This window comes from Nostoc sp. NOS(2021), assembly GCF_017115025.1.
Lineage (GTDB): Bacteria > Cyanobacteriota > Cyanobacteriia > Cyanobacteriales > Nostocaceae > Nostoc.
Genome location: NZ_JABXKM010000130.1, coordinates 1 through 14,730 on the forward strand (window position 1 = coordinate 1; position 14,730 = coordinate 14,730).

General features: G+C 43.2%; 13 protein-coding genes. 6 read left to right on the top strand and 7 right to left on the bottom strand.

The features are described 5' to 3' along the window. Window positions 1–80: 80 nt before the first annotated feature. The 6 genes from HWQ41_RS16760 to ssuD all read right to left on the bottom strand — a co-directional run bounded on the left by HWQ41_RS16760 (window position 81) and on the right by ssuD (window position 5,976). Complete coding sequence (locus tag HWQ41_RS16760; RefSeq protein WP_292764929.1) at window positions 81–1,031, bottom strand: D-2-hydroxyacid dehydrogenase; 951 nt, start codon at window positions 1,029–1,031, stop codon at window positions 81–83. 115 nt (window positions 1,032–1,146) lie between these two features. Beyond that, window positions 1,147–2,094: a D-2-hydroxyacid dehydrogenase gene (locus tag HWQ41_RS16765; RefSeq protein WP_292764931.1), complete on the bottom strand. Its 948-nt coding sequence runs from the start codon at window positions 2,092–2,094 to the stop codon at window positions 1,147–1,149. 122 nt (window positions 2,095–2,216) lie between these two features. After that, window positions 2,217–2,720, bottom strand: coding sequence for an N-acetyltransferase (locus HWQ41_RS16770; RefSeq protein ID WP_292764933.1), 504 nt, complete (start codon window positions 2,718–2,720; stop codon window positions 2,217–2,219). A gap of 267 nt (window positions 2,721–2,987) precedes the next feature. Further along, entirely contained in the window at window positions 2,988–3,758 is a 771-nt protein-coding gene (locus HWQ41_RS16775; protein WP_292764936.1) for an ATP-binding cassette domain-containing protein, read from the bottom strand. A 139-nt stretch (window positions 3,759–3,897) separates the two neighbouring features. Next, window positions 3,898–4,725, bottom strand: a complete 828-nt coding sequence (locus HWQ41_RS16780; RefSeq protein ID WP_292764939.1) for an ABC transporter permease subunit — start codon at window positions 4,723–4,725, stop codon at window positions 3,898–3,900. Between the two features lie 102 nt (window positions 4,726–4,827). Beyond that, window positions 4,828–5,976, bottom strand: a complete 1,149-nt coding sequence (gene ssuD / locus HWQ41_RS16785) for an FMNH2-dependent alkanesulfonate monooxygenase (RefSeq protein WP_292764941.1) — start codon at window positions 5,974–5,976, stop codon at window positions 4,828–4,830. Between the two features lie 391 nt (window positions 5,977–6,367). Between ssuD and HWQ41_RS16790 the strand changes: the two genes are divergently transcribed. The 5 genes from HWQ41_RS16790 (at window position 6,368) to HWQ41_RS16810 (ending at window position 12,610) form a co-directional block, all read left to right on the top strand. After that, entirely contained in the window at window positions 6,368–6,499 is a 132-nt protein-coding gene (locus tag HWQ41_RS16790; protein ID WP_292764944.1) for a hypothetical protein, read from the top strand. Window positions 6,500–7,245: 746 nt separating this feature from the next. Then, on the top strand, window positions 7,246–9,060 hold the full coding sequence (locus HWQ41_RS16795) for an iron uptake porin (protein WP_292764946.1): 1,815 nt from the start codon (window positions 7,246–7,248) through the stop codon (window positions 9,058–9,060). Between the two features lie 531 nt (window positions 9,061–9,591). Continuing rightward, window positions 9,592–11,217 (top strand): FAD-binding protein, encoded by a 1,626-nt coding sequence (locus tag HWQ41_RS16800; protein WP_292764948.1) that lies wholly within the window; start codon window positions 9,592–9,594, stop codon window positions 11,215–11,217. Next, entirely contained in the window at window positions 11,214–11,543 is a 330-nt protein-coding gene (locus HWQ41_RS16805; protein ID WP_292764951.1) for a ferredoxin family protein, read from the top strand. Before HWQ41_RS16800 ends, HWQ41_RS16805 begins: the two co-directional genes overlap by 4 nt. A gap of 32 nt (window positions 11,544–11,575) precedes the next feature. Next, a complete protein-coding gene (locus HWQ41_RS16810) occupies window positions 11,576–12,610 on the top strand; it encodes an ABC transporter substrate-binding protein (RefSeq protein ID WP_292764954.1) in 1,035 nt (344 codons plus the stop codon). Between the two features lie 166 nt (window positions 12,611–12,776). Here the strand turns inward: HWQ41_RS16810 and HWQ41_RS16815 are convergent, their stop codons facing one another. Further along, complete coding sequence (locus HWQ41_RS16815) at window positions 12,777–13,166, bottom strand: hypothetical protein (RefSeq protein WP_292764956.1); 390 nt, start codon at window positions 13,164–13,166, stop codon at window positions 12,777–12,779. A 52-nt stretch (window positions 13,167–13,218) separates the two neighbouring features. Between HWQ41_RS16815 and HWQ41_RS16820 the strand changes: the two genes are divergently transcribed. Beyond that, on the top strand, window positions 13,219–14,703 hold the full coding sequence (locus tag HWQ41_RS16820; RefSeq protein ID WP_292764958.1) for an amidohydrolase family protein: 1,485 nt from the start codon (window positions 13,219–13,221) through the stop codon (window positions 14,701–14,703). Window positions 14,704–14,730: the final 27 nt, after the last annotated feature.

The window sequence follows — 14,730 nt, forward strand, 5'->3', positions numbered from 1 at the left end:
TGCAAGAGGTGTATTGTAGAGAGGTTGCAATTGCAACGTCTCCACCAAAAGATTTGTCCGATTCATTAATTGAATCGGTATTAGTATCCAGCTTGTTTGTCTACGACATTCCGCAAGGGTTTACCAGTTTGGTAGCGTTTAAGATTGTCAATAAACAGTTGTGCTATGCGCTCTCTCAGCCGTGGTGACAGGGCTGAACAATGGGGTGTGATAAAGGCGTTTGGCAACGACCATAAGGGACTTTCCGGCGGCAGAGGTTCGGTTGCAACCGTGTCTAATCCAGCACCCGCGATCCATCCCTCACGTAGTGCAGTAAGTAATGCGGCTTCATCTACTATTGCACCACGAGCGATGTTAATTAAGTAAGCAGATTGACGCATAGAGCGCAATGCAGCTTCATCGATCAAGCCTTTAGTTTCTGGAGTTAATGGTGTAGCAATAACTACATAGTCGGCTGTTGGGAGGAGCGATCGCCACTCATCAGCACCCACAACCTTGTCAAAATTCGGTAAGGGTTCAGGATGGCGGCGACTACCCCAAACTGTAACTCCAAAGGCTTTGGCACGAGATGCGATCGCTTGACCGATATTACCAGTGCCGAGAATTAATAAAGTCGCGTCTGCCAACTCTTCGAGAAACACTCCTCTTACCCAAGTGTGTTCATCCTGCAAAGTTTGCAATTTCCGCAGATTCTTGGCGTGATAGAGCATGAATGCCAGTACAAATTCTGAAATTGGAATTGCATGAACTCCTGCGCCATTAGTGAGGATAATGTCCTTTTGCAAAAAATTTGGTGTGAGGATGTGATTCACGCCAGCACTCGGTGACTGTTGCCAACGCAGCGCGGGTGCTGCTGTCAACACTTTGTCAAGGGTAGAGGTTTTCAGGTAAAATCCGTTGACATAAACTTCTGCATCACTGACATCACCATCGAGATTACCTTCACTATCCACCTCCACAACATCTATATCAGATGGTAGGTGTGGCTCAATATCAGCAATCAGATGATCGGGTAAAATTAGTTTCACCATTTGCTACTCCCTGATTCCATTTTGGATTTTGGACTTCGGCGTGAGCGCTCAGTCGAACGCTTTTGGATTTTGCAAACCAAGGCGCAGCACCCCTTCATTTTGAATTACGAATTACTTAGTATCCTGCTTTCTTGTCTACTACATTTCGTAACGGCTGACCAGCTTGGTAACGCTTCAGATTGTCTATAAATAGTGCTATTGAACGCTGTTTACTTTTTGGTGAATGACCGGAAGTATGAGGTGTGATAAAGATATTAGGAAGTGACCACAAAGGACTTTCTGGTGGTAACGGTTCTGAATTAACTGTGTCTAATGCTGCACCTGCAATCCAACCTTCAGTGAGCGCTTTGATTAATGCCGATTCATCGACTACGCCACCGCGAGCAATATTAATTAGGTAGGCATGTTTGGGGAGCGATCGCAATACAGATTCATCAATAAATTCTTTGGTTTCTGGAGTTAGTGGTGTCGCAATAACGACATAATCAACCCCTGGCAAGAGCGATCGCCATTCATCAACACCCACTACTTTATCAAAATTTGGTAGCTCTTGGGGATGACGGCGACTGCCAATAATTCTAAAGCCGAAGGGTTTAGCACGGGCGGCGATTTCTTGACCAATACCACCAGCGCCAATAATTAGCAAGGTCGCATCTGTCAACTCTTGGATGGCAAAGCCTCTTTTCCAGTGACGTTCTGCTTGTAAAGCATATAATTCCTGTAGGTGTTTGGCATGAGCCAGTATATAAGTGATCACAAATTCTGCGATCGGAATTCCATGCACTCCGGCCCCATTTGTGAGGATAATATCTCTTTTCAAATAAGTTGGTGTCAGAATGTGATTCACCCCTGCATTGGGTGCATGATGCCAACGCAGTGCAGGTGCTGCTTCTATTATTTTATGCAGCGTCGGACTTCTGGATAAAAACCAACTGAAATAAACTTCAGCATCGCTAGCATCCCCGTCTAAATTTCCTTCAACATCTACGCTGACAACCTCTGTATCAGGCGGTAGATGAGGCTCAATATCAGCAATGAGATCAAGCGGTAATATCAGTTTCATGGTAGATTACCTCTTCTTTCTTTACAGGGCTATCTTTGGAAATTGTCTCTGTTTGATCAAAAAATTAAGTGCCATTTTTTTCTTGACATAAATTATGATATTTAGTAAGAATTCATCTCTTTTTATTTAATCTGTAAACACATCAACTCCAGATCAAAATATTGATTATTAAATTTATACGCCATTTTCTCTATTCCATATATTTGAAAGCCCAATGATAAATAAAGTTGTTTTGCTAAGAAATTACTTTTAACAATATCAAGTAATAATATTTCTACCTCGTTAATAGCTTTTGCTCTTTCAATTAATTCATTTAGTAATAATTTACCTATACCTTTTCCTCGATATTCTTGTTGAACATACATACTACTGATATATGCTTTATGCCTGAGTTTTATTCTTGATTCTTGCTGAAATGCGACTATTCCAATTAACTCTTTATCCTCAGAGCAGCCCAAAATAAAGTTATTGTTATCTACTGGTATTCTATCCCGAAATTGTTCTATCGTCTTAATTCCTTCTTCATGATACGTTGTGCCAAATGAATCTGGATTTTTATATAAAGCTTCTAATCTGATCTGTCTATAATCTTCTGCATCATACTTTGTTAATTTTCTAATTATCATTAGATTAAATATAAATAATAGATATTTATTGTTTATTTTCAATAAAGCGATATAAATTAATAATTATTATGTTCTAGTTTATCTAGGTCATGAATATAGAAAAAATCACCCAGAGCCGCAGAGGGGAGAGTTAAGAGGTATTTTGAGTGTTCATAAAAAATTTCCGATTGCTATAGCTGCTTTTTCAGAGTAAGTTTTAATCTCGAAGTAGCCTATTTACCGCAGCTACCTCAAGCATTATGTTAATTAACTAACAAAAGCTAAATCTCAACTACTTAACTGCAACAATTGGTTATTTGCCTGACTACCTTCATTGCTCATTACTCTCTGAAGAACTGCTTCTCTGATATTGATAAACACTTCGCTACTTCTATCTCGCGGGCGTGAAAGTCTCACAGGTAGATCGAGAGAAATCTGTCCTTCTTCAATCACTATCACTCGGTCTGCCAACGCCACAGCCTCTTCCACATCATGAGTAACCAAAAACGCAGTAAATCTCCGCTCTTGCCACAAATTCTCAATCAAGTGCTGCATCTCTAGGCGAGTTAGAGCATCCAATGCTCCCAAAGGTTCATCTAGCAACAACAAACGCGGCTGACTGACTAATGCTCTAGCCAATGACACCCGTTGCCGTTGTCCACCAGATAAAACATATGGCCACTCATCAGCCCGATCTTTAAGTCCGACTTTATCGAGTGCCCACAAAGCTTTTTCACGCCAATTACCTTCCAAGCCCAACCCCACGTTCTGAACAACGCGCTTCCACGGCAGCAAGCGGGGGTCTTGAAACATCACTGTTACGGAGCGGCTGAGTCTACGCAGGGGTTCTCCATTCAGTAGTATTCCGCCTGAAGTTGCTTTGTCTAATCCTGACACAAGACGCAATAAAGTACTCTTACCGCAACCACTACGTCCGACAATAGCGACAAATTCACCTGCTTCAACTTCTAAATTCAGCGACTTTAAAACAGTTTTCTTGCCAAAAGTCTTCGTCAAATCCAAAATACTTAGTTGTGTACCTTGTACATTAGAACTCACTTGCAAAACCTCCTTTTTTAGAACAATCGGGATTTAATTATTTGATGAAACATTGAAGAAAGCAAATCACACTCAAAATGAATATAAGTCAAAAGTTAAAATCAAGAATTTGAACTTTTGACTTTGATAACGTTGGCATTTATGACCTTTGATAATTGGGGTTCCAAGCCAAGAATTTTGTTTCTAATCCTCTGGCAACAGCATCTGCTAATTTACCCAGCAATGCATAGATCACAATACTCAAGACCACAACATCAGTTTGCATAAACTCACGGGCATTCATTGCCATATAACCAAGTCCAGAATCTGCCGCGATCGTTTCTGCCACAATTAGTGTCAGCCACATAATCCCCAAAGAAAAACGGACACCAACGAGAATCGAAGATAAAGCTCCTGGAAAAATGATTTGCCATAATAGCTGTGGTGTTTTCAATCCATAGACTTTTCCCATCTCAATCAGTCCAGGATCAACACTGCGGATGCCATGAAATGTATTGAGATATAACGGGAAAAATACCCCCATCGACACTAAAAATAATCTGGCTTGATCACCAATACCAAACCAGAGAATCACCAGCGGAATTAATGCCAAATTAGGGATAGTGCGGAGCATTTGCAGGGAACTATCTAATAACTTTTCTGCTAAATGGGAAAAACCATTGAGCAATCCCAAGCCGAACCCAATGCTGCCACCAACTATAAAACCAGATATCGCCCGCCCAGCACTAATTCCTATATTTTGAAACAGTTCTCCAGTTGAGCCTAGTTTAATTGCTGTAGCAATTACGCCACTAGGGGCTGGTAAAATTCTGGTTGAAAGTAGACCAGTTCTGGAAGAAAGTTCCCAAAGAACTAATACCGTAACAGGCACAATCCAAGGAACTATTTTCTGGAGTTGCGGGTTGTCTAACACCTCGCTCAAAGATATATTGTTGTTGGTTTTGGTGTGTTTAAAGGTAATAGTCACGTCGCTTCGCTCCGAATTCAAAATTCAAAATTCAAAATTCAAAATTCAAAATTAACAATCCCCAAAAATAAATTTACGGGCTTGTATCCTTTTCTGTTTCGGTCATGAAGCACTCGTTAATTGTTTAGCAAATTTTTCATTGGTGACGATTTCACCAACAGGACTCAAGACTGGTAGTGTTAAAGGTGCAGGTTCGCTCTGCAAAGGTAGGCGTGGAAATAATAATTCAGCAGTGCGATACGCTTCTTCTAAATGGGGATATCCAGAGAAAACGAAAGTTTCTACGCCCAAATTGCGATATTCCAGCATCCTAGCGGCAACGGTGTCGGGATCTCCAACTAAGGCCGTACCAGCACCACCCCGCACCAATCCAATTCCTGTCCACAGGTTGGGGCTAATTTCTAGGGTTTTTCGACTACCACTATGTAGTTGACTCATGCGCTGCTGTCCTTCAGAATCAGAACTAGCCAAGTCTTTCTGAGCTTTTGCGATCGCATCCTCATCCACATACTTAATTAGCTCATTGGCAGCATCCCAAGCCGCAGATTCGGTTTCTCGCACAATTACATGCAAGCGAATCCCAAAACGGATTGTTCTGCCTTGTTCAGCCGCCAACCTTCGGACTTCGGCAATCTTTTGCGCCACTTGTTGTGGAGGTTCGCCCCAAGTCAGATAAACATCAATGTGTTTAGCAGCAACTCGCTTGGCAGCAGCAGATGAGCCACCAAACCACAAGGGTGGATAGGGTTTTTGAACTGGTGGGAATAAGAGCTTACCGCCTTTGATATCGAGGTAGTTTCCTTTAAAATCGACTGTTTCCCCACTGACGATACCCCGCCAAACTGTAAGAAATTCATCGGTTAAATCATAGCGATCGTCATGACTAAGATGTAAGCCATCCCCAGCGAGTTGCACCGGATCGCCACCTGTTACCACATTAATCAACAATCTTCCTTTAGAAATCCGGTCAAATGTTGCTGCCATCCGTGCAGCAGCACCTGGGGAAGTAATTCCTGGACGAATTGCCACGAGAAATTTCATCTGCTTGGTGACAGAGATGAAAGCAGCAGCGGTAATCCAAGCATCTTCACAAGAACTCCCTGTGGGTAACAATGCGCCTGTGTAGCCCAAATTATCTACAGCTTGGGCAATTTGCTGCAAATAATCAGGTGTGACAACACGAGAGCCAATATCTGTGCCTAAATAGCGTCCGTCATGAGATCCAGTAGGAATAAACCAAAGAATTTGCATATTTGCCAGGGTATAAGGGCCAGATAATACGTTAAATCGACCGAATTGCCGTAGTTTATAGTCAGTATTTTACAGGAAATTATTTAAAAAACGAGTATAGATTAACGATTCATAAAGAATAACTGTCCACAAAATTGACTTGCTCGCGGATAATTCTATTAATCATGACACTTTTCCTGCAACAATGGCTGTCGTGAAGAATACAAGTTTTGTGTTAATTACCCACACTTTTGCGACTCCGAGGTGTGAGTTCCCTGTTTGACAGGAGGCAGAGCCTCCCACAAGAGCATTACAGGGCAGAGCCTTGTAACGAGAGATAATGCACATTTGGTTATATCTGTCAATGCGTAAGTCCTAAATTATATGCAAACGAATCCCAAAACGTACTGTTGTGCATTGTTCAGCAGCTAATTTTCGGACTTCGACAATCTTTTGTGCTACTTACTGTGGAGGTTTGCCCCAAGTCTGGCTATTTGCGGCTATTGCCTACGGCACGCTACGCGATCGCAGTTGGTTGAGTTAACTCATCCCCCGGCTTCAAGCCGGGGGGAAATCGAAGTCATTAGTCATTAGTACCAATGACTAATGACTAATGACTTTGGAGGCGGGCGGCTATTCCTCCCACCCCTTGAAGAGATGGGATTCCCGCCGATTTTCGTTGATTTAGAAGAATTTTGACATATTTTCCTCTCATGGGAAAATACTGGGTCTTGCATTGTAGCAAGCTCTATGCAAAGATAATTCTACCAAAAGTACGGTAACTCTATCGACTTATCGGCTTTAACTAACAATTGATGCTGTCAAAATATAGCTGATTACAAATTAGTGTTTTCAGCTAATGTTAATTGGCAAATAATAACTTGAATCCAAATCAAGCTTTAGTCAATGTCAGTAGCCATTGATGGACTTTGTACAGCATAACCAATAAAAACGGTATTAGCATGTCTCAGAAGTATCATTTCACATAGAGTGTGCTTTATTTTCCCTTAAAATAAACGAAGCCTTTGGCAATGCAATGATTGTCTCATCCAAGACGTTTATAGTATCTTTTCAAGCGTCAGAATTCCTAATTTCCTGCGACTTTTGGATTGGACATTCAACTGCTTAGTATTGGTTTCGATATATATCGGAGATTTGCACTTTTCTCATCAGTAAAACCTTTGCTAAGTCTATTAGCTAATGGTTTTGCAGAAACATTGCATCAAGGATTTCTGCTGGTTTATTTGTCCAATTTAGAGTTAGGTTATTCATTTTTAAGGTTGAGGATTAATGTCAAATTTTCGCTGGAATTATAGATGCATACTGTTCCTGCTTTCGTTGCTAGATATTCTAACTATCCTGGTTTGTTATCCAGCTAAAAGTCAGGCTGAACTGCCGAAATCTAACGCATCTACTGCTGAAGTAGAAGTTAAAAAACCTCCAGAAGCAGTTGTCAATCAAACAGTAGAAACTTCAATTGCACCGTTAAGTAGTGAAAAGGCTACAAATAATATTACGGGAGCAGTGACACCTGTCTCGCAATTGTTGGAAATTGCACCGCGAACTAGGAAAAAAGCTACAAATAATGTAGCAGGGCAAGTGACATCCGTCTCACAACTGTCAGATATTAAGCCGACAGATTGGGCATTTCAAGCATTACAGTCTCTAATTGAGCGCTACGGTGTAATTGCTGGATATACAGATAGCACATTTAAAGGGAATCGTGCCCTAACGCGCTATGAATTTGCAGCTGGTTTGAATGCAGCTTTAGATCGCCTCAATGAACTAATAGCGACTTCAACGACAGATTTAGTCAAACGGGAAGATTTGGATACCATCAAAAAACTACAAGAACAATTTTCTCCAGAACTTGCTCAATTTCGGAGACGCTTAGATACCTTGGAGACGCGAACTGCGAAGTTAGAAGCAACTCAGTTTACGACCACAACCAAACTTATAGGCCGAGGACAGATTGTTATTGGCTCAGTTCTGGAGGGCAATAATGTCCTCACCAAGAAACCAGCAGCTCACAATATCACACTTCAAGGCTCAACTTCTTTGCGGTTAAATACCAGTTTTAACGGTAAAGATTCACTAGGTATAACACTAGGAGGTGGAAATATTGAATCATTGGGACAAACAAGAGCTGGTTTATTGGGAACTTTTGAGGGGAGAACTGCTGATAATTCCAGTATTACTTTTGCACGCAATCAGATTCTTCTCAGTGGTGTTCGCTATCGCTTTCTACCTTATCCAAATACTCAAGTCAACATTTATGCCTTGTCTGATGGAGCTAGTGAGATAGGTCTTTCTGGCCCCATTAACCCATATTTTGAATCGTCTTCTGCGACTGGTGCTAATGGGATTTCACGATTTTCACGGCGGTCTTTGGTCTATAACTATGGAGATAGCGGTCCCGGAATTGCCATACTCCAAGGATTAGGCAAACAGGTTCAATTCGGGATAGCGTACAGCGCACCAAACGGTAATAATCCCACACCTAATAATGGCTTATTTACAGGCAGGTATTTAGCTTTGGCACAGTTAATATACTACTCCTCTAATAGGAATTTTCGGGTGGCGGCAACTTACGTCAATACTTATAGTCCGGCGAACACCCGAGGTCTAAGCGGAACAAACTTCGGCCCAGCAGTCGGGAGTAACCTGGTAAACAGCACCGTGGCTGGTGCGGGAACTGTAGCCAATCTTTATGGTCTACAGGCGTTCTATCAAATTAATCCCAAGTTGGCAATCAATGGGTGGGTAAGTTATGGAGCACACCGCTATTTAGGACACGGAGATGGCGAAGCTATGGATTGGGCGGTAGGACTGGCATTCCCGGATCTTTTTAGTGAAGGTGCTTTAGGGGGGTTTTTAGTTGGTATGGAGCCGAAAATCATCAGTCTCACTAAGGGTGTAAATTTGGGAGCAGGTGCAGGACAAGCAGATAAAGATACCTCCCTGCACGTTGAGGCATTTTACCAATATAAAATCGGGGATAATATTGAGGTTACGCCGGGTTTAATCTGGATTACTGCACCGGACTCTGATGTTAGCAATCCTGATAGTTTATTTGCTTGGGTTCGTACTGTCTTTAGGTTTTAACCTGTAAAAACTAGTCGTCTGTGTCATTAATCTGAGAGGTTCGTAGTCAGTTAGCGCGGGAACAGGGGGTTTCCACGCCAGTTGCTTCAATCGGACTTACGCAAAACTACACGCTAGTAGGGGCAATTCATGAATTGCCCCTAAGAAGAAAATCAGGATTTCGGCTATTGTTTGCGTAAGTCCTGTTCAAATCGGCACAAAATCACAAAATACTGTAAAAAGCAAGTCTCTTTGGAGAGATCATGAAGGTTATTTTACATAAATTTACGTTTGAATTTGTTTGCTGAAATGCTTGCTTTTTGTCGAAAACTGTGAAAAGCTTTGTGTTATGTTAGAAACTACGGTTTATCTATCAAGATAAAGTATTTCCTTGTTGTATGCCAATCTGGCAATCTGTCTTAAGGAGCCACAATTTGAGGCTACTAGTAAGCCGTCAAGTAGATAGGCAAACAGGTTTCTAAATATTATTTTGCAGCATCGATGGGGTGAAGACTTGATGCTTAAGACTTTATCGATGGGGGGAAATTGTAGATGCTGAAGACGTTAACAACCGATTTTGAACTCGACCTCCAAGCAGATGTGCTTGTGATTGGAGGTGGGCCAGCTGGAACTTGGGCGGCATGGAGTGCTGCATCAAGTGGAGCTAGGGTGATCCTCGTAGACAAAGGATATTGTGGTACGACTGGATGCGCTGCTGCATCTGGTAATGGTGTGTGGTATGTGCCACCTGACCCAGAAGCACGAGAAACAGCAAAGGCAAGTCGGGAATCTTTGGGTGGGTTTTTATCCGATCGCAACTGGATGGATCGGGTACTGAATCAGACCTATGTAAACGTCAATCAGTTAGCAGAGTGGGGTTATCCCTTTCCCACCGACGATGAAGGCAAACCCTATCGGCGATCGCTGCAAGGGCCTGAATATATGCGGCTGATGCGGCGACAAATTCAACGGGCCGGAGTCAAAATTTTAGACAACAGCCCCGCCTTAGAATTACTGGTTGATGACGATGGTGCCGTTGCGGGTGCATCAGGTGTGAACCGTCAGACTGGTGAGAAATGGGTAGTGCGATCGCAGTCCACAATTATCGCAACCGGTGGCTGTGCATTTCTCAGTAAAGCGTTAGGATGCAACGTCCTGACAGGGGATGGTTATTTAATGGCAGCCGAAGCAGGTGCTGAGATGTCGGGTATGGAATTTTCCAATGCTTACGGCATCTCTCCGGCTTTTTCTTCAGTTACCAAAACCCTGTTCTATAATTGGGCAACCTTCACCTACGAAGATGGTACTGTGATTCCGGGGGCAAGTTCTCATAGACGTTCAGTAATTGCCCAGACATTACTGCAACAGCCAGTTTACGCCATCATAGATCAAGCGGCGGAATCGATGCGGCCATCTATGCGTTTAGCACAGCCCAACTTCTTTTTACCCTTTGATCGTGCAGGTATTGATCCATTTACTCAACGTTTCCCTGTGACTCTGCGGTTAGAGGGAACTGTGCGCGGTACGGGGGGAATTCGGATTGTAGATGAGAGTTGTGGCAGTTCTGTACGGGGACTCTATGCGGCTGGAGATGCAGCTACACGCGAACTGATTTGTGGCGGATTTACTGGCGGTGGTAGCCACAACGCAGCTTGGGCAATATCTTCTGGCTATTGGTCAGGGAAATCGGCTGCTGAATATACCCACAGCTTAGGGGAAAATAAAACTCAACGCCGCGTTCATGGTGTTGGAGAGGTAGGATTAGAGAGTGGGAGCGATCGCTCTCAAACATTAGCAACTGATGAAGTGATTCAAGCAGTTCAAGCTGAAGTATTCCCCTACGAAAAGAATTATTTCCGTACAGAACAAGGCTTAACCGAGTCTTTGGGTAGACTAAATCATCTTTGGCGAGAACTCCGCAGTAGCCAGGTAAGATCAGATAAAGAGCTAATCCGGGCGCGAGAAGCTGCGGCGATGGTAGCCACAGCGCGATGGATGTACAGCAGTGCCATCGAACGTAAAGAAACTCGTGGTATGCACAGACATCTAGATTATCCTGAACTTGATGCTAACCAGCAACATTACTTGATTAGTGGCGGATTAGATCAAGTCTGGGTGAAAAGTCAGCCTTTACAGAGTGCAGAAAAGCCTTTATCTAAAATAGGAGCGTTAGTGTGATTGAGTTGGTCAGCGAGTCGCGGTGCATAAAATGTAATATCTGCGTGAACATTTGCCCGACCAACGTGTTTGACCGTGTACCTGATGCGCCGCCAACCATTGCCCGACAGAGTGACTGCCAAACCTGTTATATGTGCGAATTGTATTGCCCAGTTGATGCTCTTTATGTTGCACCAGAAAGCGATATGCAGACTTCAGTCAACGAGGCAGAATTGGCAGAAGTTGGGCTACTGGGTAGTTACCGGGAAAACATCGGTTGGGGACATAAACGCACATCAACAGCAAAAACAGATCAAACATTCCAAATTCTCAAGCAGATGAAATAGTAATGCTGTCGATCGCAGTAGGAACAGGTTCTATGAGTAAAAATAAACTTCCTTCAAGATTATCAACCTCAGTGGCTTGTGTTCTACTGCTACTGACTACAGCATGTAGCCAAGGCGAAACTAAATCGGCTCAATCCATTGATGCCAATAAAGCCAGTAATGCTAGCGCTGTAGCTGCATCTAACAATATTTCTACCCTACGAATAGGTTATGTAGGTAGTTCAGAACCTACAGGGCCACTTGGTTGGGCAAAGAAAAAGGGAATTTTAGATCGTGAGTTGCAAAAAGCGGGATTTAAAGACATTACTTTTGCAAGGTTTCCTAATGGGCCGGATCTAAATGAAGCTCTTGTCGCAGGTCAATTAGATGTTGGTTCTTTAGGCGATACACCAGCCATAGTTTTGAGAGCTAGGGGTGTTGAAACCCGACTGCTGCGGATTACTCAGTTTAATACAACCGCGTGGTTAGTGGCGAAAAAGAATGGCCCGCGATCGCTCGCTGAACTTAAAGGTCAGAAAATAGCTACCCAAAAAGGCTCTTATATGCATAGATACCTGCTGGGTCTGTTAGCTGAAGCTAAAATTGCCAAAGATGTAAAAGTTGTCCACTTGATGACTACTGAGGCAAAAGCGGCTTTAGAACGTGGTGATGTCGCAGCTTATGCAACTTCAAGTGATCTGGGGCCTTTTCTGAAATCACAAGGGTTTCCAGTGCTTGATTCTTCGGCGAATCATAAAGGTTTGTCAGGGACATCATTAGTTGTAGCGACTGAAAGCTTTCTGGCGAAACAGCCTGATTTTCCAGAGAAATTTAATGCAATTCTCACAGAAGCAACCAAGGATTTAAAAGCTAATTCTGAAGAATATTATCAGTACCATGCTCAAATTACTAAATATCCTCTCGACATTATCAAAATATCGTTACCACTCAAACAGATATCAGAAGAACCATTACCAGCTGAGGGTGTGAAACTTTTAGAGGGGACAAAGAATTTTTTAGTTTCGCAGGGTTTAGCAAAGTCGGACTTTAAATTAACTGATTGGGTTGAGAAGAAACAACAGCGTTAATTTTATCTCAATACGCTTGGGTTAAGGCTTAATTCTTTATCAAAGTCAATTTTTTTAACGAACTGCAAAGGACGCAAAGGAGAGGCAGCGCGTTGCGGGGGTTTCCCCCGTTGTAGCGACTGCCGTCGCAAAGGAAGAGAGGGAAGAGAAGGAAGAAATGTTTAACTTAACTTTTTTTATTTGGAAGTCCCCAACAGAAACAGATTTTTGTAATTAAGTCTTTCAAAAGCGCAACTTCCAGGTTAAAAGGTGCAACTCCCAGGTTAAAAGGTGCAACTCCCAGGTTAAAAGGTGCAACTTCCAGGCTCAGAGGCTCAACTTCCATGCTCAGAGGCTCAACTTCCATGCTCAGAAGCTCAACTTCCATGCTCAGAAGCTCAACTGTCAGGCTCAAAGGCTCAACTTCCATGCTCAGAGGCTCAACTGTCAGGCTCAAAGGCTCAACTTCCATGCTCAGAGGCTCAACTTCCATGCTCAAAGGCTTCCAACTTCCCTCCTCACCAATAATTCCTTGATAGTACAGAGCAAGTATCTGTTGAATCAATCCAAAATCCAAAATCTAAAATCCAAAATTGTTTAATTCATTTGAAAATTCCAGGTAAAATGCTATGACTATTGCGTTAGACCGTCTACAAAAAACTAAGTCTGCTCAAATTCGGGAAAAACTGGGTTATCCGATCATTGACACCGATGTACATACCCAAGAGTTTCCCCCAGCATTCTTGGACTATTTAGAGCAAGTTGCTGGAACTGCGATCGCAGAGCGTTTCCAAGAACACTTACCCGGTGCATCTCGCTCTAAATGGTTCAAGCAATCTTGGGATGAACGCCGTGCTAATCGCACCGCCCGCCCTCCCTTCTGGACTCGTCCCACTAACGACGCTTTAAATTTAGCTACCATTAGCTTACCGAAGTTGCTGCACGAACGCTTACAAGAAGCTGGTACAGACTTTGCCGTTGTGTACCCCAACTTGGCAACTTTGGCGCCACACATCGGGAATGAAGAAATGCGGCTGGCTGTTTGCCGTGCAGCTAACACTTACCACGCTGAGATTTTCCGCCCTTATAGCGATCGCTTAACACCCATTGCTTCCATCCCCATGAATACGCCCGAAGAGGCGATCGCAGAATTGGAATATGCGGTAAAAGTGCTGGGACTCAAAGCAATTCAAATCCCTGGACATATCCGCCGCCCGATTCCTGCCTTTGAGAAGTATGGCGAAGAAGTAGCCAACGAAGCTATCTGGATAGATACCTTTGGCTTGGATAGTAAGTATGATTACGATCCCTTCTGGGCGAAGTGCGTAGAACTGAAAGTTGTACCCACCACCCACTCTTCCGGTATGGGCTGGATCAATCGGCGTTCCATTAGCAATTACCAATACAACCATATTGGTCACTTTGCATCGGCTGCGGAAGCACTGTGTAAATCTTTATTCTTTGGTGGTGTAACTCACCGCTTCCCCACACTCAAGTTTGCCTTTTTAGAAGGAGGTTCAGCTTGGGGTGCTAGTTTGTACACCGATTTAATTTGGCACTGGGATACCCGCAATAAAGACCATTTGGTGGAAAACAACAATCCTGGCAATGTTAATTATGAAGAACTGCTAGAACTATATACCCGCTATGGTGGTGAACTAGTACATGGTCGGTTGGATCAACTAGGCAGTGGTTTAGGTTTCCACGCCGACTTAGTATCTCCCCTAGAACCAGGTGATTTGGATGAATTCGCCGTTGCAGGAGTTACGAAGCCAGAGGATATCCGCGATCGCTTCTTGAATCATTTCTACTTCGGGACAGAATCAGATGATACCCGTGTAGCTCAAGCCTTTAACCGCAAAGCTAATCCCTATGGCGATCGCGTTAAAGCCTTCTTGGGTTCCGATTCTGGTCACTGGGATGTACCTGATATTACTGCGATCGCTGCTAATACTTATTCAATGGTTGAACGCAAGATTATCACCGAAGAAGATTTGCAATATTTCCTATCAATTCATCCCTTGGAGTTGTACACCAGCCTGAATCGTGACTTCTTCAAAGGTACGGCTGTGGAGAAAACCGCAGATGAATTTTTGGCTAAAGCTGGCCGCTAATTTCATCTTCTCGTTATGTCCCTCAAT